Raw genomic sequence first — 16,198 nt, forward strand, 5'->3', positions numbered from 1 at the left:
GGAAAACATGATGAGTAAAAGAAGACTGTGGATCGGTGCGGCGGTACTTGGTTGCGCGGCAGTTGCCGCAGTGAGCTGGCAGCGCTTGTCTGTGCTCACCACTGCGCAGCAAAACGACTGGCACATGCATGGGCCTGAGAAGATGAGCATGGTCGTCTCACGGGTGGTAGGCCCCGGCTGGACGATTGACTGGCAGGCGGGACCGGATCCCGTAGTTAATTCGGACCTGCTTTGGAATAACGCCGTGCGAGTTTATGATCCTAATAGTGCGTCCCTTTTCACCATCGCAAACACATTTTTGCAAGATACAGCCGCTGTGAACCCGGCTTGGGCTTTCGCCGCTTGTTGGAATCGTGAGGATACCCTGACTATCGTTCCGCAGGAACAAGCTGACGCTCCGACGTGCAAGCGAAATCCCGGCGAAAAAAGGGCTTAGGTTTGAAAACGCCGACGGACTGAGGTCACTCAGTGCGGGAGTGTCGCGCGATTTCTGGTTACGTTCGCCGCGTGGCTGTCCCTTTCGGGTGCGCTCTACGCGCTCTCTCAGCGGCAGCAATCCTGTCGCAATTGTGGTTGGTGTAGCCGCAGCCGTGTTCCTCATTACGAGCTTCCGCGTCGGTTCGAAGACCGACGCTCATGCATAGGAAAAGCACTATGTCGATACTTGATCTGATGGTGGACTTGCGTTCCGCAAAAACGGAAGAAGAATTCGAGGCAGCGCACGCGCGGTTTCAACAACGCAAGCAAACGCAGCCGACAGTTGGGGAGCAAGTTACGGCAAAGCTGCGTAACAGTACGATGTCGGATGGCAAACCGTTTTTGCAAAATGACGAACATGCCGATATCGAGGGCGGCAAGGTCGTCGTGAAAAAACTCAACTGAGACCGGAAAAGTAATGACAGCACTTTCACTACTATCGCAGGAGTTGGGACTTAGCGCGCTGGAACACCGCTTTGCTCATGCCATGCTCGGCGCTACACCTCTTGCGGCATCGGGCGGGACTGCAATGGTCCCTGTGGCGACGCTGATGAAAGCAGTAGAGCCCGAGCTGGAGCCCGAAGAAATGAAAGAGGCAGATGTCGCAGAAATGCTGCGCAATGGCGTAGGGGTTGTCTTGGCAGGTCTGCTACGGCAACCGCGTACATTCCGGGATGCATCCGCAAGCGTCAGTACATCGTTCTGTGTGCTCGACAGCGTGACTATGGCCAATGGTGCGGAGTATGTGCAGATTCAGTTAAGTCGCTTCTTTTTGGATCTACTCGGTCGGGTGGCTGTGGAACGCGGTATTGCGTCGTACTGATTGGAGAACAAGCGATGAACAGACGCGATATCAAACGGGTTGTTCTAGGCCAGTTGGCGACATACTGCAAACCGAGGTCATCATCGACGGATGCAGCCCGGAGGATATGGAACGCGCAGAAGAAGCGCAGCGCGAGCTTGCAGACGAGTTCACTCGTCGTTGCAATGGAGCGCAGTACAGCGCGCAGTGGGACAACTAGGAAAAGCGCTGGCGCGAGTCGCGCGGGCCACACAGGAAAGCAGCTATTTTTCATCGACCCGAAGAAAATGGAGGCCGAGGGCCACCATTTTATGCTGATGGGACGCGGGTAGGCCGTGTAGCGTACCGGTACGTGCCGAACCGTTTTGTTTTCATTGACTTCATAGAAACCGTTTCGACGCGTGAGGAAAAGGGCTATGCCACGAGCGTCCTCGCACAGCTTGCCGCCAAGCACAATGCCGTGATTGCGCCTGTTGACGAGCGAAATAATGAGTTTTGGGCAGCGATGCGCGCCAAACCCAGTCTGCCATTCGAGCTGGACGAACAGTACAGCGATGGGGTTGTGGTCGGAATGAAGGCATTCGAATCGGATCAATAGGAAAACAAAATGCATTTACCGCAAGAAGCAGCTATCCGCGCGATTGAGGCGCGAGGCGGCAAGGTGTTCACGATGGACGTCGGCGTTTCATATGTGCCGATCGTCATTGAGCAGAAGCGCTTTGAGCGAAAGATTGATCGACTGCGTCGACATGGCTCGCGCAAGGTGAAGACCGCAATTCGTCGAACCGAGCGCGACCACGGCCCGCTGTTTTCGCGCGAGTCGTTTGCGGAAGTGCTTGCATCAGTTCGCCACTGACCACAGAAAACAGACATGCACGTGTGGAACCTCGTTCACGGCATCGAAGCGGCTGCTGCGCTCGCGGGGAATCCGGTGTCTTTGCGTCGGCAAATGGAAGTTTGCCTTCACGCCGCTTGTATGCGCCGCGATGATCGGAGCGGTGATGGCTGCGGGCTACTAGGAAAACTGTTGGTGCTCTGTGTGCGCTCCGTACGGCCGGTAGCCGGGAAAAACTACTTGTTCAGGGAAATTATAATGTCTTCAATGAACGTGGTCGCTGTTGTCGCTTTGTTTCTCGTCGGCATCGCCAGTATTGTGGCAGCAGCGCGGAACGGAAGGCGCTTTAGTGTGCGCAGCCTTCGTCTTGCCTTGGGTGCGAGCTGCCTCGTGCTCGCGCTTTTGGGTTGCATCAGCGTGCCGCATCGGATTGTCGGTACGCTCGCAATTTGCGTAGCCGTAGCAGCCCAACTCGCTCTGGCCTATCGCGCATTTCGTGCCTCTAGGGTGCAACGATCCATGGCATAGGCAAACAGAACATGCTTGAAATAGCGATCATTACGGTTGCGGCCGTGATTTTGTGTACCGGGTTGGCTTTACATAGGCTAAGAGAGAAAGAAAAGAGTCAATCGCCGCACGAAAGGCACAATATGGAACTGTTGGCTCGTCACGGGATCGACCTCAGAAAGAGAAAGTGAATACCGGTGGTCGAGCAAATGCAACGTCAACAGCACCAAGGAAAACGGGGTTACGCATGGGACGACTCTACGCAGACGGCAAATCCAAACCGGTAACGATGGTAATCGCTGAATCGCGAACAGATGATGTAGTAGCTTGGCCCGCGATGGCTGTCGATTGGCTGGTTAACGAACGCTGCGACACGCTCGTTATCGAGGGGCACGTTGAGCTCGCCGCTGCGGTCGAGGCAATGCAGCGTGAAAGTACCGGTTACGAGTTTCCCGCCCCTCGCCACGCATGGATGCGTTATATGAACGCCCCCGAGTACGAGCCGGTCGAATCCGGCTACGGCTGGCGCGGGGAATGCCAGCGCGGCGACAAGGGCGCTGAAGCGGTGACCATTGCCGTTCGAAGCACTTAAGCATCGGAAACCAATGACTTCACGTAAATCGAAATTTTGGGCGCGCGTGGGTGTATGTAGCGAAGTGTTCGCCATTGCAGCTGCGATCATCACGGGCTGGTTTGTGTTCTTTGGCGATGAACCTATGCTGTCTGTGTTCCTGCTTCCTGCCTTCGTGTTTGCCTGCGCGTTGGTCGCCTTCTCGGTGATATCGCGCGGCGCGCTGCGCATTCTCCGCGCCCGCCTCAGTATCCATTAGCGCCACGAAAAAGCGAAGCATGACGAATGACAGAACCTGGACTTATGCCGATATCACGTCAGAGGCTGAGCGCCAAATCAGGCGCGCCAGGGCCGATGCTGATGATGCCGTCAGCGCTGCTACCCGGATCATGCATAGCGACTTTGCGATGGGAGCGTATTTGTTCTGGATGGGTCTGACTGAAGGTACGCACAACGCCGACGACATCGTGCGACTCAAGGCGTTGGTGAAAGACCCGCTTTCAAGCAACTAGACGGATCGGAAAACGGGGAAATTAGATGAGCGACGCGAAAGCAAAGATCGGGCTGTTCGTTGACCAGCTTGTGCAGCAGGCGATGAATTCTGGTCTGACGTGGGACGAAGCGGTGGCCGGGTTCGGCCTCGCCGCGAAAGCGACGGCTGTTGCCGCCGCTCAAGCCGGCGACGGCAGCGCCGAGAACTGTGAAGCGCACGCACGCAAACGGTTCGAGGAAGGATTCGCGCAGAACGTGAGCGTCATCATGGCCCGATCCGACCTGACGCAGCTTCGTGAGGCGTATGCCGATGTCGACGCGAGTGCGATGCTCGAAAACTGCAACGTCAAAATCGCCCTGCGGCACTGAACGGAAAACTGGGAAAAATTGAACATGACGAAGCAGACAAACACTGGGTCGACACCGTCGGTTCCTTCCCTGAAGGCCTATCTCATTGCGCTTGTATTGATTGTCGCCGGGATCATGGTCTTTCATGAAGGCCCGTTGCGTCCCATGGCCTCGTTCAGCAAGTTCGTTCTCGGGATCTGATCGCGGCGAACAGGAAAACGCCATGTCAGCGACTCCCTCCCAAACACGCGAAGGTGCGGTCTTCGAGCACATCTTTGGCGCGATTTGCAGTCGGTTCGGGGCAGAAGTCGTTCATCCAGTATCGGCGCGCGATCCGGTGAGGATTCGGGCCGCTAGTAGCGAATTTGCTGTGCGAATCTACGATGAAGATGGATGGCCGAGCCGTGCATCACCATCGATCACTGGCGCGACCGTCTTCAGGTGCGCCCGTTGGATGAGCAGATTCGCGCTGCTGTCGAGCGCATAGTGGAATTCGTTGGACAGGCTGTGACCCTCGATGGACAAGTTAAATCGCCGGGGTTCCGGCTCAAGGTCGTCAGCAAGAGTTGAACCGCAAAACAAGGAGCTAATGATGTGGGGAAAGCAAGAGACCATCGGTAAAGTGAAAGTGTTGTTTCAGCGCGGGGGCGAAGGACAGAAAGCTAACGGTACGATCTTCTTCGACCAGTTGCATCGCCTTCCCCGAATGTCGGAAGACGACTCACGGGCCTACGCGGCTTTGCTGGAAAAGCATTTTCCCGGTGTTGCCGTCGCGTGGTGGGCGCGTCAAAACCACGAAGCTATTCAAGCGTTTCTACGCGACTGGTGCCGCGACAGGCACTGGAGTTGACGTTCATATCGGAATACGAGCGGGCGAGCGACGGCTATTTCGAATGGCGATTTGACTACGCGATTCCCGTAAGTCGTTGGGTTTGACCACTCAAAATTATGAGAACAATTTTGGATTACGTTTCGCAGCGTGACTTGCCACTGTGGATTGCAGCGCACGTACTGGCCGCACTGAGCATGTCCGTCGGCGCTGGCCTGTTCCATTCGTGGCTGATCGCGGCGGGCGTGTGCTCGGCGGCCGCACTGATGGCCCGGCCGATGTACCGCACAATCATCCCTGTCAGCTCTTCGGTGATCGTTCGCGGGCAGTGTTCGCGTCGTGGTTGAGACAACGGAAAACGTCATGGACCAAACAATCAACATCTTCCTTGACCCGCCCACCCAAGGCGAAATCGATGAGGCGCTACGCCAGGACAATGCGCGTATCAGCAAAAGCCGTGACCGTGGCCTTACATTGGGCGAGAAAATTGCGCTCGGCCCCGGCGTACTCGGGCTTGAAGTATTGGTAGGTGCTGCCGTTGATGCTTTCAACGGCAGACCGCAGCAAGCAACTAGCTCAAGTTCGGTTTGGGAAGCATGGATGGGATCGCTTGATTGGGATTGGACGCAATCGATGTTCACCGACAGCTACGCTAAAAAAGTGCGCGTCATGGGCCGTCAGCTTGTGCGCTGCGAGGTCACGGCGCTCGCACACCAACTCAGTTTCGAACGAGAGGCTGCGTCAGTAGGCCAACAAGCCGGGAGAGCCGTTACAGCCCTCAAGGATGCTGGCACCATCGCCGGAAACATAGTGGATACGATCGTTCCCAACGTCTTCCGAAAAGACTCGTGAACGGCAGGTTTCACCACAAGGGAAACGGGGAAAGAGGATAAAGATGGTTTTTGCGACGAATCTGCTTCAATACCTGCTCCAGCTTACGTACTGGATGGGACTCGCTGTGCTGGTCAAGTGGCTCTATATTGACACGGTGCGAAACATGTACGCCTTTTCATCCGGCAAGGCGATAGGCGCATGTGGCGCTGCGATTGCCCTACTCGGGCTGGATAGCTGCGGTGACGCTTTTTTTCGTTTCGTGCGGGACAGCCTTGGCGAGCGGCCAGATGCTTACGATCCCGGCGTTTGGGAGCGGATGTATCGCGTCCACGGGATCACACACCTTCCGGTTGATGTCGCTGGCTCGATGCTTCTCGTCGGTGGCGCACTCGTCTATTGGGGAGTGTTTTCGTGGAGATTCACACGACCGGAAATGAAGGATGTCCGGCTTGCTGATCGCGCGCAGGCCAAGGCTGACGAAGACGCCAAGAATCGGTTCATTCCGGCAGGTGAACTCGTTTCGATTCGCACAACGGTTGCGAAAGGTGGATTGCTCTCCAGCACGGAGCGCTTTACCGAGATTGAAACGACCGATGGGGTCTTAATCGTAAGCGGTGAGGTCGGATCGATCGCAAAGGGTGTCCCGGTTTATCGAAATGGGTGGGACAAGGTTCGGATCGGTGGACTGCATAGCCGTACATTCGATATCCGTCACGTCTAACCATCGGAAACCACTATGTTCACGGCAATAAGAGCTAGGTGGTTCGAAGCTAGGGTTCGCGCTGAGCTGAAGGCGCAGCACAATGACCAAGCTTTTGTAAACGCAGCTTTTAAGCGGCTGGACATTGCGCGCGAGATGGAACGGATGAGAGGATCCGCTTTGGCACGAGGCAAACCCGGCGCATTTTTGATCGCCTGCAAGGTGCTGGCTATCAATGCAGCGGATCCGGAAAACGATCCCGTGACGCAGATGTTGTGCGCGAGTTTGTTGTCGGCCCGCTTGCAAAAGGCACGCTCGAATCCGAGTTTTCATGATGCGTTTTCAGGATACTTGGACGAGGTTGAAACGTTGTCTCATGATGCGATTGGGCGCAATCGCGGTGTCACCTGAGAGCCCGAAGAACAGGACGAACGGGACGTGCAACAGATGCTTTTGAATGGCGCGGAGGTTGTCCTCGCCGGCCTTGGCTATGGCCAAAGAGTCAAAGATCATCACGTTCCACGTGCTGGATGAAGTTCGCTTTCGCAAGGAGGCCGAGTTTGTCGAAGTGCGATTAGGGCAGAGGTTTCTGCAGGTCCTCGCCCATTGCAACCGATCGCGGTGTGCAGCTCTTTTAGGTCAGAAAACGGGACAAGAAGTAGAACGTGCAAAAGCAAAGCGTGTGGACCGAAGCTCGTGTATTTGCAGCAGCGTGCTGATCGCCAAGGTGTGCAGAATCACCAGCGAATGGTTTGGCGTGATCGGTTCCCTTCTTGGAGCATCGAACGCGTTGGCCGCTCGGTCGTATCTGGTGAAGTTGAAGCTGTCTGCGAAGTTCGAGTAACCGACCACGGAAAACACTTGGCGCCTGAGCGCCCCGCGCGCGGCCGGCAGCCCAGCCCATTAGATAAAAATGGCTACGAACAACATTTTTGAAACCCTTCGACGACTACGCAGGTACGGATTCGAGCTGCGCATCACGTCGTCGATTGCAATGGCGTCCCCAAGCGAGCGGCAACTAAACGCGGTGCAGGCTGCCGCATCCGTCCTCTTCAACGTCGACGTCGAGGCATTCGGAAAGGGGGGGATTTGGGCTCCTGTCGGAAAGCACGTGATGTCGAAAGGGCTGCGTGAGATGTACAAGGTAGAAGCCGTGGAACTCGGCTTGACCACCGCTGTGGAGCTTGCTTCCGTGAACATCGTTATTGCGTTCGCCGTTGAACTTCTTGAGTTTGTAGAAGCTGCAGCGTCATAAGCCCGGGAGAAACCGCAGATGGCCGATATTTTTAACATAGCATGGAAGCAGCAGCCAATCGGTGAGGGGTGGGACATTGAGACCGACCGGCCAATCTGGGTTGCCGTAGCAGCTTTGAACAAAGCGTGGTTCAGCGCCGAGGACTTCATTGGCCCGGGAGGAGCAGGGTCGCAGCATGCCGGCCGGTACGCGCAGTTCGGGGAATTTTTCGCGAAAGCGGCGTGCATCACCATGCCAACGGTTTGCCTAGATGTGAAAGGGGTAGTCGGCTTCACGAATGGTCGTCATCGGTTCGCCTGGCTGCGCGATCACGGATTGAGCAGTCTCCCGATTGAAGTGCCAGCCGCGCAGGCGGACGTTTTCATGACCCGGTTTGGAACTGCAGATCGGATTGGCACCATTCTGTGACAGACCAAGGAAAACGTATGAGCACGGTCTTTTTCCTCGTCTCGCTCAAGACGATGCAAGCGGTCGAGGTGGGGTGTAGCAGCGTCGGCAGCATGCGGGGTACGCAAGAGCCAAAAGCCTTGGCTCTTTTCTGCCACGCACATATGAGCGAAGTGGTCGAGATGATGACCGAAAAGGATTTGGAGTTTCGAAACCTCGACCACGGCGAACTGACGACGTGGACGGATGAAAACGCTGCTGCGCGATACAAGGCGGTTACGGGCCACGACCCTCCGAACTACTGACGCCACGGAAAAGAGCATGACCCTAGACGTTAATATCTTCCGCGACCCACCCCCATAAGCCGTCCACGCGAGTCGCGTGGACCAGTGAATCAATCAAATTTTTCGGAGAATCTTCAATGGCCATCACGAACAACACGAACCACCAAGACTCGTGGTTCAGACGGAACGATTGGGCCAGACCGCTCATTGCGAGCTTGCTTGTGATCCTCGCGCCGATGGTCGCGGCCACGTTGGCGGACGGCATTGTTTTTACGATTCCAAGTTGGGTCAATGTCGTGGCCTCCGTAGGTGGCTGCGTTGGGCTGTTTCTCGGAGCATTGAAGGCGCGGTTGACGGATACGTTATCGGCCAAACTTTTCTGCGCGGTAGGCGTCATCTTTGGTTACGTGCTTGCGATCTGGCAAATCATCCAAATACTCAAGCATTGATTCGGAAACACTGGTTCAACGCGCATGTCGTCGGCACGGTGCCGCTCCTGTGCGGTCTTCCGCCTCGGCGAGACGGACCGCCGCGATAGACCGTAAAGCGGGACGATCATCATGCAGAATCAGATAGCGGTATCGCTTGCTCTATCTGAAATGCCGGCCGCGGCGTGAAACATGGGAGAGATCGTGAAGAAGATTGCTTTTCATCCGGTGGGCTTGGTCGCCATCTTAACGATAGTGGCAGCAACGACCGCAGTGGGTAGTGCGACTGTCGCTTTTAAGAAGGGGTATGAGCGAGGTAACTTCGAGGGTCAACACGACACGGTTCGCAAAACGGCCTCTGCATTGATGATCCTGATGAACGCTGGAATCACGGTGCGTCAGTCGGACGGCGCAGACAAGCGATACATCTTGACGCCGGTGGAAACTGCGTTGCGTTGAAATGGAAAACGGGGAAAGGCGATATGCATTCTATTTTGAAGTGGATGAAAGAGCTTCTTCAACCTATCGATCTTTGGGTCGCAGACCGCACTCTCGAGGAGGCCAACTAGCCACTTAAAAAAAAGCACACATGAAGCTGATCCCGCTGGACAGTTTCGAGCCGTATAATTCTGGTTTCGAAATGGCCGGATTCTCAATGGTGAGTGTCGATGGACGGCACTATACAACTGTATTTTTGCTGCTATCGAGTTTATTTTGTCTCACCAGGAAGAGGGGCGGCGCAGTGAAGCACCACGAGGTCCCAAGACGCGAAGTGCGCAGCGCAAATGCGACTACGTACACGGCGCAGAAACGGGCTTCAACATGAAGCAAGATCTTTTGAAACTAGGCGGGTTCATCTCGATGAGATCAGATACACCCGGAGACAAGACAACGAACAATGATGATTCGACTAGTTCAAGCGTAAGGGCAGCGGCAATCTATGATTTTTTTTGTTATCCGCTGCGTCATTACCTTCGCGTTGCTCAACTGCGTGCAATATTCGACGGATTTCACGCACGCCGATGTGAATGATCCGCACCCGTGCCTTTGGATGATCGTCAAAGCGCAGGCCCGGCCCGGCAATGCATGTCTTTACCATGACGTGGCGTTGCACGGCGATCCGCTGGTGCGTCGCTTTTGGATCGGGGAACCCGGCGAGGTCCAGGTGGAATCGCGGGACGCAGTCGTTGAGTTCTCGGCGGGCAGTCATTCCGGGTGGACGTGGCGAACGTATCTGCTACTACTCGGTGCGGTTCTACCGTGGATTCTGTCGTCGGTCGATGCGTTTATTCGCATCCGCCGGCTTAACGCACAAGCGGAGGCTGCACGTTAAGCCAAAACTTGGATGCCTGATCGTTGCCACTCTCGGCGGCAACCGTGAGTCATCCGACTCAGTAACGACAATCACATGAAGGTGTCCAATGCACAAGCAGGAACTTATCGAAGCGGTGGCGCAGAAGACCGGCGACAGCAAGACTCAGACCGGGGCAGCGATCGACGCGATTATCGAAGTGATTACCCGTGTAGTTAGCGACGGGCAAACAATTCAGCTGGTCGGTTTCGGCAGTTTCTCGACCGGTCAGCGTGCCGAGCGCACCGGGCGAAATCCGTCGACCGGCGCTGAGTTGACCATTGCTGCGGCGAAGACAGTGAAGTTCACCGCGGGCAAAGCATTCAAGGATGCGGTGAACGGCAAGTAACCGACGCAGTTCATCACAACAGTGGCCGCTTTAAATTCAGTTGCGTAATCGTCCAAGTGGCGAAGGCAGGTGGGTCATGAGAAGAAGGGTTCCGGCTGACATCGCCGCGTCGGCAATCAAACTAGAATTGCCGGATGCTGCGTTTGTCGTAAGCGCGCGCTCGATGCGCGGCGTAAATGTGCTCGTTGCGGCAGACTCATACAAAGATGCTACGACCCGAGCGCGCGAGCTGCGCGTCGTTGAAAATCATATGGTTTGCATTTTGACTGCTGGCAAGCGTATGGCGCGATGGGATCGGATCAATGCTGGCGGTGGCCGGGCATATGGGGAGCGGAATCCGCCACCGACAAACCGCTGGCGTCGCGTCGCGGTAGACAGAGGGGAATTTCTGGGAGGCGTCCGAGTGATTTGGACGCTTTATCAGTGAGTTCGGAAGACAGTGGCACACGAGATCGCGCCAAAGCTCCCGTCAATTTCTCGCCAGCGCTCGTTGTCCGGCGCAACATGGAGGCGCGAGAGGTGCGAGGCACGGGAATATGGCCTTTGGTACGTCCGCGTCCCTGGCTGTTGGACCCTATGCCAGGCGAGGCTGTCGTTGTGGATCCCATTGCTGTTGCGTCCGCGGCAGGCCAAGCTCTTCGGGACGTAGGCTGGCCGGGCATCAGCCTGATGCAGCACGAATTTCAGCTAGAGCTGGTACGGCTTGCCGACGGCCGGGACGATGCCATGGAGCCCGCTGTCTCAGGCTGGTATGAGACACGTCGATCGAAGGTCGCGGCGGAACTCCGATCGCGACTGACATCGTACATGATTGACCATATGGCGCCGACGGCGCGGGTCGCCATGAGCGAAGCGTTAGCTAACTACGAACAGGGAAACTACCTTTCTGTAGTCCGCACCCTTATGCCGGAGTTCGAGGCATTCGCGCGTAACATTTATCAAGGGGGAAGGACTCGCCCGAAGCAAAGCGATGTGCTCACATGGCTTAAGGGCGTTATTGCCGCGTTGCCAGTGACCGGTGACTCCGCGATTGAGCTATTTTCCCTATACCACTTTATCGACGATAAACTGTTTGCGACTTGTTCTACTGCCGAGGACGCGAAAGGGCTCGGGGATGTAGCCAACCGTCATGCAGAGATGCACGGCCTTGCCAGCTACGGACACTTGAAAGGCGCTACCACATTGCTATGTGTCACCGGCTTCCTCATAAGACTAATGGACAACTACCGCGGGCTCCTGGCTGCTGAATAGCCACAGGCCCAACTAAGCGAAACAGGGAGCGACATATACGATTCTTGACGCAGAACTGCCGGCGGCGTTGCGAGCGAGGGCAAGGATAGATGCTGTAAGTCAATACGAGTGGTTTGGGCGTTTGGGCGGACAATCGAGTTCGACACAAGCGCAGGTGAAGCTGTGACAGACGACAATCTAACTGATGCCGAGAGAAAGCTTTTCGATAGCCTGCCCCGTCCTCCTGTGATGGCAACGGTCCAGACAACCAGCCTTTGGATCATCGAGTGGCTGTCATCGGATGAACTCCAGACAGGGCGCTGTCTGCACGATTGGTTGGAAGACCCAAGCATTCCAACCTCGCGACCCGGTTGGGCCGCATATGTGCTCTGTAAGAGCAAGGCCGAGGTGATCGCGGCCATTGATCGTGCAATAAGCTATGCAGAACAGACAGGAATGAAGCCAGTGCTTCACCTTGAGGCCCACGGTGATACCGACGGCCTCGCAGGACCAGACAGTAACGGAGGCACGGAGTTGCTGCGGTGGGACGAGCTTACTAGCCCCTTGCAACGGCTCAATGTGGCGACGAACTGCAACCTGGTAGTCGTCGTTGCGGCGTGCATCGGATTTGCCGCGATTCAGGCTTTCTATCGTGGCCCTCGGGCACCCGCGGTCGCACTTGTGGGCCCAGATAGAGAGGTAGCGCCATCCAACTTGCTATGGGCAACCAAAGAGTTTTACAGACGCTGGATGGATAGAAACGCCAATCTCGGCGAAATCACGAAAGGCGCTTCCCGGGAAGTCGCTCCGGTCGTTTTCGAGAGTGAGCCGTTTGCCATTCTCGCGTACGAAGCCATGATGAAACCGCTTATCATCTCGATGCGCCCTGAAGAACAGCGACTACGCGTAGAGCGAATGCGGTATCAAATGCGTGTCGCCAATACGTTGTCGGGCGTGGAGCTGGAGCGCCGTTTGGCGCTATTGCCTCCTTTACCTCCTCCAGCTGAGCTGCAAAGGGCATGGGATGAGATGTTTATGATCGATCTTCACCCCGAGAATCGGGAACGCTTTGGTATCGATATGGGTGTCATCGTTGATCTAATTTCAAGTACATAGACAAAGACAGATTGCACCGCTGCGCCGTCTTCGGTACCGCCCCGACCAGACTCGCGGTTTCCGTGCCGGTCTCGTGAGGCGAACTACCCGATGTCCGCGCCTGGCGACTACTGGTCAACCCCGGGAAGATCAGTACGACGACGCGGCGGGCGATCGGCCTGTCGCTTTAGCGGCCACAGGATGGGACAGCGTGCCACGACGTAAGGTCCTGATGAAACGAGCATCTTATCGGGGCACGCGATAAATCGATCTTGAGCAGCCAGCGGCCGTCAGCGGAAAACTGGACAGAGATCCCATGCGCATAGGCGCGATTGTGGATGTCCATCCGACTCAAGGAATCGCCGTATTTTGTCGTTATCACTTTGATACTTCAACATCGATCGCTTCGACTCCATCACGATCATCGTGCTACCGATGATCGTGACATTTTGAGGAATCGGTAGAGGCAGCACACTTCGAGGTAAATACAAAGGATTTGGATGGACACATGCCCAAACCGCAGCAGCGCTCGGCTTGCCCGAAGTGAGCGTAAAACGCGTCGCTACGGGCGCGCAAACAGACCTTCTTGACAAGTATCATGATGATACTAAAATAGGGCTCGTTGAACATTTGTCGGCCTCACTGGTATCGCAACGAACACGTTTGCCCTTAATGCTGGCTATCTAATCTCGCTGGCAGTCATGGTTGGGGCGCATGTGAGCGCATTTGCGTGTGCGCGAGGTAAAGAAAAAATGGGGGGAAAACGAAGCAATGATTTCACACAGAACAGCTCGCCGCGTTTGGTACGTGCTCAGTGGCGTGTGCATGGCTGAGACAGTCGGCATGCTCACGCTGGCACCTTACTGGAACGGCGGTGCAAGCGTTGGGGAGTTTCATGCGTTGGCGCTCTTTATAGCTGCGGCAGGCGTGATGTTCCTGTTGCTCGCGAGCACCGAGCCGGGAACAGCTCTTTCAACGCGAGTGAACCGCTATATGTTCGCCCTGATGGGTGGGGTGGCATTCAATGTAGTGGCTACGTGGGGACTCTGGGCTATTGGCTACCCGATGGTCAATGGCACGATCCAGCGTGGTCTGATGGCGGAGAACTACTGGCTCGGCCCAGTGATTCTGGCCTACGCAGTCGTTGTCTGGATGGTGTACCGACACGCCTTGGCAAAAGAGACGAAGCCCGTATGAGTTGTCTTTTGTTGAGGATTTGAGATTCAACGCTTTTGAAACCGTCTCCAACGATTCACAACGGCGCTGACTGTACGACACACCGGCAGAGGCGCCAGGTTGCGTTGGCGCGACCTGCCGGCAACTTCTTTCGAAATGGGATGAAAACGATCATGACCAACGACACCAAGAACCAACCAGCCCCGATCGCAGACATCGCGAGCTTCCTCACTTCACCGTCGGTGTTGCTTACCGTCTTTGCCGCGGTCCTACTTCTGGCAATCACCGCCCGTGCCGAAGCGGCAGCATTGAGCGCATTGACTCCGGCGTGGTTTATGCCCGCTGGTGCGGCCGTCGCCGGATTAGGTCTGGTTGCGACTGCAGTGTTCCTGGTGTATCGCAGTGCGTCCGCAATGCATTTTCTCGGACTCTTCACGATTGCGCTCGCACCGGCCATCGTTTGGGCACTGTTTGCGGGAGACATGGCCGCAGTTGGTGTAATAACAGGATCGCAGAAACTGACGCTTGGCATTATGTTTGCGACTATCCCATGGCTGCTTGCTGCGGTGTCGTGGTTTGAACGGCAGACCATTTCACACGCGGCATAGCGATAGTCATCATCGTTCGAAGGAAAGGCGGGGGCGATACCATCCTCATCCCCAAAAACACTACGGCCAGCGCGGCGTATCCGGTTAACATCAGCACCTAAGGCTAGGAGAGGACGCGTATGAACCTTGGGAAGCAGTCTCTATCGGTGGTCTGTGAGTATCTACGTGGATGGAGCGAAGCGATTGCAGGACTGTCCGCTTGAGAATTCTCCCTCTGCCGTACTGGTGTGATGAGCAAAGGACTGTGCCATATGCCGAGGCGTACGAGGCCGAGAAGCAGCAGACCCGGACCGAACGCTCATTGCGTGCCTCCGAGATGGCATGTGTGGAGTTCGCACGCAGAACGCTCCCCACCTTGATGGTGGCTGCTTTCGAGCGACACGGAGCGGCGGGTCGCTGCCCCCTTTTGCTGGTCGCCAAAGGGGATAGCCTGACCGCATTCCCGGACCTTCGGCGACTGGTTGGTGTCAATGAATGGCGAGCAGCACGGACGCTTCAAGCGCAGCCAGAATTCCAGGGGCTGGTCGACGCTTGCCTGAGTGCCTACGACGATTACACTCAGGCAAAGATTGATGAAGAAGAGGCGACGCTTGCTTATCAGATCTCGATCGAGGAAACGTACCGTCAGATTGAACGAGATGATCGGGCGGAAATTCGTGATGAGTGCGCCGAGCTGGGCTTGGTCTAAAGCGGGGGGAAGTTGTGCGCAGGTTTGAAACTGAGTTTCCGACGGTGCTATAGCCGGCTATGCGTTCCAACTGGGTACCAGCTGCGCGGCGAGCCGAGTACAACTACTGGGCAGAATGAACAACATGGCAACCGAAGGAGGGGTAGTCATCCTCGAGGGAGTGTTCTCCGGCAACCCGTTTGCCGACTATCCGACTCTGCGAGAGATATTCGACCCAGAGCGCAGGGCGCATATCGAAGCTGACACGCTGGCCGACATCGCGCTGGGTATACATGATCCGTACCGGAACCATATTTATGTCGCGCGGAGCGATGCGGGCGACGTCGTCGGAATCACGGGTTTCTTTCTGCTTGCGGCCGAACCGACAACCGAGCGCGACACGATTTCTCTGCGATGGCATGGCGTCCTTCCGGCATATCGTGGTCAAGGGTATTCGGAAGCAATGTTCGAGGCCGTGCGTCGTTTTGCGATGTACTGCATGCCCGAAGCAAATTGGTTTGTCGAATTGGTCCCGATGGCCGATCCACAAAAGGCATCACGAGTTGTCCGGCATTTTCGTAGGTTGGGATTCTGGTTTGACGATGAGCCAAAGGACGCAAGAACCTTTTCGCCTGGAGCGGCGCTGCCAGCCGATTCAGGTCTGTGGCAAACGATGCGTCGTGAGGTGGGCTCCATTGTGGGGCTCAACGACAGACGCGACCATGAATAGCCGCACCTGATGTGGCGGTGCGATCACGGGTCTGCCGTAGAACGTATTAATTTCTGGTGAGTAGACCCGGGGAGTTTCGCCCCGAGTCTCTCGCAGAACCGTACGTGAAGCTCTCGCCTCATACGGCTCTCTATGAACGCGTCCCGCTTTGCAACAGCTTTCGCGTGTTCGGACTGACAGGATGGGCTGCAGCTCTCTATCCGGCCTTGTTGCAGCCGGTAATGCCCGCTGCGGGCCTCTATG

Annotated in this window: 30 protein-coding genes; 29 read left to right on the plus strand and 1 reads right to left on the minus strand. The window is 56.1% G+C overall.

Annotated features, from left to right (window positions below; all coding sequences use genetic code 11):
* The first annotated feature begins 7 nt into the window (after nt 1-7).
* The 10 genes from HV796_RS12160 to HV796_RS12205 all read left to right on the plus strand — a co-directional run bounded on the left by HV796_RS12160 (nt 8) and on the right by HV796_RS12205 (nt 4,233).
* Nucleotides 8-436, plus strand: a complete 429-nt coding sequence (locus HV796_RS12160) for a hypothetical protein (protein WP_175226730.1) — start codon at nt 8-10, stop codon at nt 434-436.
* Between the two features lie 218 nt (nt 437-654).
* Entirely contained in the window at nt 655-882 is a 228-nt protein-coding gene (locus HV796_RS12165; RefSeq protein WP_175226731.1) for a hypothetical protein, read from the plus strand.
* 13 nt (nt 883-895) lie between these two features.
* Nucleotides 896-1,300 (plus strand): hypothetical protein, encoded by a 405-nt coding sequence (locus HV796_RS12170; RefSeq protein ID WP_175226732.1) that lies wholly within the window; start codon nt 896-898, stop codon nt 1,298-1,300.
* Nucleotides 1,301-1,631: 331 nt separating this feature from the next.
* Nucleotides 1,632-1,877, plus strand: coding sequence for a hypothetical protein (locus HV796_RS12175; protein WP_175226733.1), 246 nt, complete (start codon nt 1,632-1,634; stop codon nt 1,875-1,877).
* 9 nt (nt 1,878-1,886) lie between these two features.
* A complete protein-coding gene (locus HV796_RS12180) occupies nt 1,887-2,135 on the plus strand; it encodes a hypothetical protein (protein WP_175226734.1) in 249 nt (82 codons plus the stop codon).
* 733 nt (nt 2,136-2,868) lie between these two features.
* The gene (locus HV796_RS12185; protein ID WP_175226735.1) at nt 2,869-3,213 is read left to right on the plus strand and encodes a hypothetical protein; all 345 of its coding nucleotides are present in this window, start codon (nt 2,869-2,871) and stop codon (nt 3,211-3,213) included.
* Nucleotides 3,214-3,226: 13 nt separating this feature from the next.
* Nucleotides 3,227-3,451, plus strand: coding sequence for a hypothetical protein (locus tag HV796_RS12190; protein WP_175226736.1), 225 nt, complete (start codon nt 3,227-3,229; stop codon nt 3,449-3,451).
* A 19-nt stretch (nt 3,452-3,470) separates the two neighbouring features.
* Nucleotides 3,471-3,704 carry a hypothetical protein gene (locus tag HV796_RS12195; protein ID WP_175226737.1) on the plus strand — a complete coding sequence of 78 codons (234 nt, stop codon included), beginning with the start codon at nt 3,471-3,473 and terminating at the stop codon, nt 3,702-3,704.
* A gap of 25 nt (nt 3,705-3,729) precedes the next feature.
* Nucleotides 3,730-4,053: a P-loop NTPase family protein gene (locus tag HV796_RS12200; protein ID WP_175226738.1), complete on the plus strand. Its 324-nt coding sequence runs from the start codon at nt 3,730-3,732 to the stop codon at nt 4,051-4,053.
* A gap of 24 nt (nt 4,054-4,077) precedes the next feature.
* A complete protein-coding gene (locus HV796_RS12205; protein WP_175226739.1) occupies nt 4,078-4,233 on the plus strand; it encodes a hypothetical protein in 156 nt (51 codons plus the stop codon).
* 177 nt (nt 4,234-4,410) lie between these two features.
* On the opposite strand, the gene HV796_RS12210 is transcribed toward HV796_RS12205, so the two are convergent.
* A complete protein-coding gene (locus HV796_RS12210) occupies nt 4,411-4,557 on the minus strand; it encodes a hypothetical protein (protein WP_175226740.1) in 147 nt (48 codons plus the stop codon).
* 67 nt (nt 4,558-4,624) lie between these two features.
* Here HV796_RS12210 and HV796_RS12215 point away from each other — a divergent pair, with 67 nt between their 5' ends.
* The 19 genes from HV796_RS12215 (at nt 4,625) to HV796_RS12305 (ending at nt 15,955) form a co-directional block, all read left to right on the plus strand.
* Complete coding sequence (locus tag HV796_RS12215) at nt 4,625-4,882, plus strand: hypothetical protein (protein WP_175226741.1); 258 nt, start codon at nt 4,625-4,627, stop codon at nt 4,880-4,882.
* A gap of 110 nt (nt 4,883-4,992) precedes the next feature.
* Nucleotides 4,993-5,208, plus strand: a complete 216-nt coding sequence (locus tag HV796_RS12220) for a hypothetical protein (protein WP_175226742.1) — start codon at nt 4,993-4,995, stop codon at nt 5,206-5,208.
* A gap of 16 nt (nt 5,209-5,224) precedes the next feature.
* Nucleotides 5,225-5,713 (plus strand): hypothetical protein, encoded by a 489-nt coding sequence (locus HV796_RS12225; protein ID WP_175226743.1) that lies wholly within the window; start codon nt 5,225-5,227, stop codon nt 5,711-5,713.
* Between the two features lie 43 nt (nt 5,714-5,756).
* Nucleotides 5,757-6,416 (plus strand): hypothetical protein, encoded by a 660-nt coding sequence (locus HV796_RS12230; RefSeq protein WP_175226744.1) that lies wholly within the window; start codon nt 5,757-5,759, stop codon nt 6,414-6,416.
* Nucleotides 6,417-6,431: 15 nt separating this feature from the next.
* On the plus strand, nt 6,432-6,806 hold the full coding sequence (locus HV796_RS12235) for a hypothetical protein (RefSeq protein ID WP_175226745.1): 375 nt from the start codon (nt 6,432-6,434) through the stop codon (nt 6,804-6,806).
* Between the two features lie 79 nt (nt 6,807-6,885).
* Complete coding sequence (locus HV796_RS12240) at nt 6,886-7,239, plus strand: hypothetical protein (RefSeq protein ID WP_175226746.1); 354 nt, start codon at nt 6,886-6,888, stop codon at nt 7,237-7,239.
* A gap of 69 nt (nt 7,240-7,308) precedes the next feature.
* Nucleotides 7,309-7,650 carry a hypothetical protein gene (locus HV796_RS12245; protein WP_175226747.1) on the plus strand — a complete coding sequence of 114 codons (342 nt, stop codon included), beginning with the start codon at nt 7,309-7,311 and terminating at the stop codon, nt 7,648-7,650.
* An 18-nt stretch (nt 7,651-7,668) separates the two neighbouring features.
* A complete protein-coding gene (locus HV796_RS12250; protein WP_175226748.1) occupies nt 7,669-8,058 on the plus strand; it encodes a plasmid fertility inhibition factor family protein in 390 nt (129 codons plus the stop codon).
* A 17-nt stretch (nt 8,059-8,075) separates the two neighbouring features.
* Nucleotides 8,076-8,342 (plus strand): hypothetical protein, encoded by a 267-nt coding sequence (locus HV796_RS12255; protein ID WP_175226749.1) that lies wholly within the window; start codon nt 8,076-8,078, stop codon nt 8,340-8,342.
* Between the two features lie 116 nt (nt 8,343-8,458).
* Nucleotides 8,459-8,770, plus strand: coding sequence for a hypothetical protein (locus HV796_RS12260; protein WP_175226750.1), 312 nt, complete (start codon nt 8,459-8,461; stop codon nt 8,768-8,770).
* Nucleotides 8,771-8,953: 183 nt separating this feature from the next.
* Nucleotides 8,954-9,208: a hypothetical protein gene (locus HV796_RS12265; RefSeq protein WP_175226751.1), complete on the plus strand. Its 255-nt coding sequence runs from the start codon at nt 8,954-8,956 to the stop codon at nt 9,206-9,208.
* A 481-nt stretch (nt 9,209-9,689) separates the two neighbouring features.
* Nucleotides 9,690-10,082 (plus strand): hypothetical protein, encoded by a 393-nt coding sequence (locus tag HV796_RS12270; protein WP_175226752.1) that lies wholly within the window; start codon nt 9,690-9,692, stop codon nt 10,080-10,082.
* An 88-nt stretch (nt 10,083-10,170) separates the two neighbouring features.
* Nucleotides 10,171-10,449, plus strand: coding sequence for an HU family DNA-binding protein (locus HV796_RS12275; RefSeq protein ID WP_175226753.1), 279 nt, complete (start codon nt 10,171-10,173; stop codon nt 10,447-10,449).
* A 597-nt stretch (nt 10,450-11,046) separates the two neighbouring features.
* Entirely contained in the window at nt 11,047-11,700 is a 654-nt protein-coding gene (locus HV796_RS12280) for a hypothetical protein (protein ID WP_175226754.1), read from the plus strand.
* 162 nt (nt 11,701-11,862) lie between these two features.
* On the plus strand, nt 11,863-12,795 hold the full coding sequence (locus HV796_RS12285; protein ID WP_175226755.1) for a hypothetical protein: 933 nt from the start codon (nt 11,863-11,865) through the stop codon (nt 12,793-12,795).
* Nucleotides 12,796-13,599: 804 nt separating this feature from the next.
* Nucleotides 13,600-13,971, plus strand: coding sequence for a hypothetical protein (locus HV796_RS12290; protein ID WP_175226756.1), 372 nt, complete (start codon nt 13,600-13,602; stop codon nt 13,969-13,971).
* Between the two features lie 140 nt (nt 13,972-14,111).
* Nucleotides 14,112-14,558: a hypothetical protein gene (locus HV796_RS12295; RefSeq protein ID WP_175226757.1), complete on the plus strand. Its 447-nt coding sequence runs from the start codon at nt 14,112-14,114 to the stop codon at nt 14,556-14,558.
* Between the two features lie 199 nt (nt 14,559-14,757).
* Entirely contained in the window at nt 14,758-15,246 is a 489-nt protein-coding gene (locus HV796_RS12300) for a hypothetical protein (RefSeq protein ID WP_175226758.1), read from the plus strand.
* A 124-nt stretch (nt 15,247-15,370) separates the two neighbouring features.
* On the plus strand, nt 15,371-15,955 hold the full coding sequence (locus HV796_RS12305; RefSeq protein WP_175226759.1) for a GNAT family N-acetyltransferase: 585 nt from the start codon (nt 15,371-15,373) through the stop codon (nt 15,953-15,955).
* Nucleotides 15,956-16,198 lie beyond the last annotated feature (243 nt).

Origin of the sequence: Paraburkholderia humisilvae (assembly GCF_902859855.1) — a bacterium.
GTDB lineage: Bacteria > Pseudomonadota > Gammaproteobacteria > Burkholderiales > Burkholderiaceae > Paraburkholderia > Paraburkholderia humisilvae.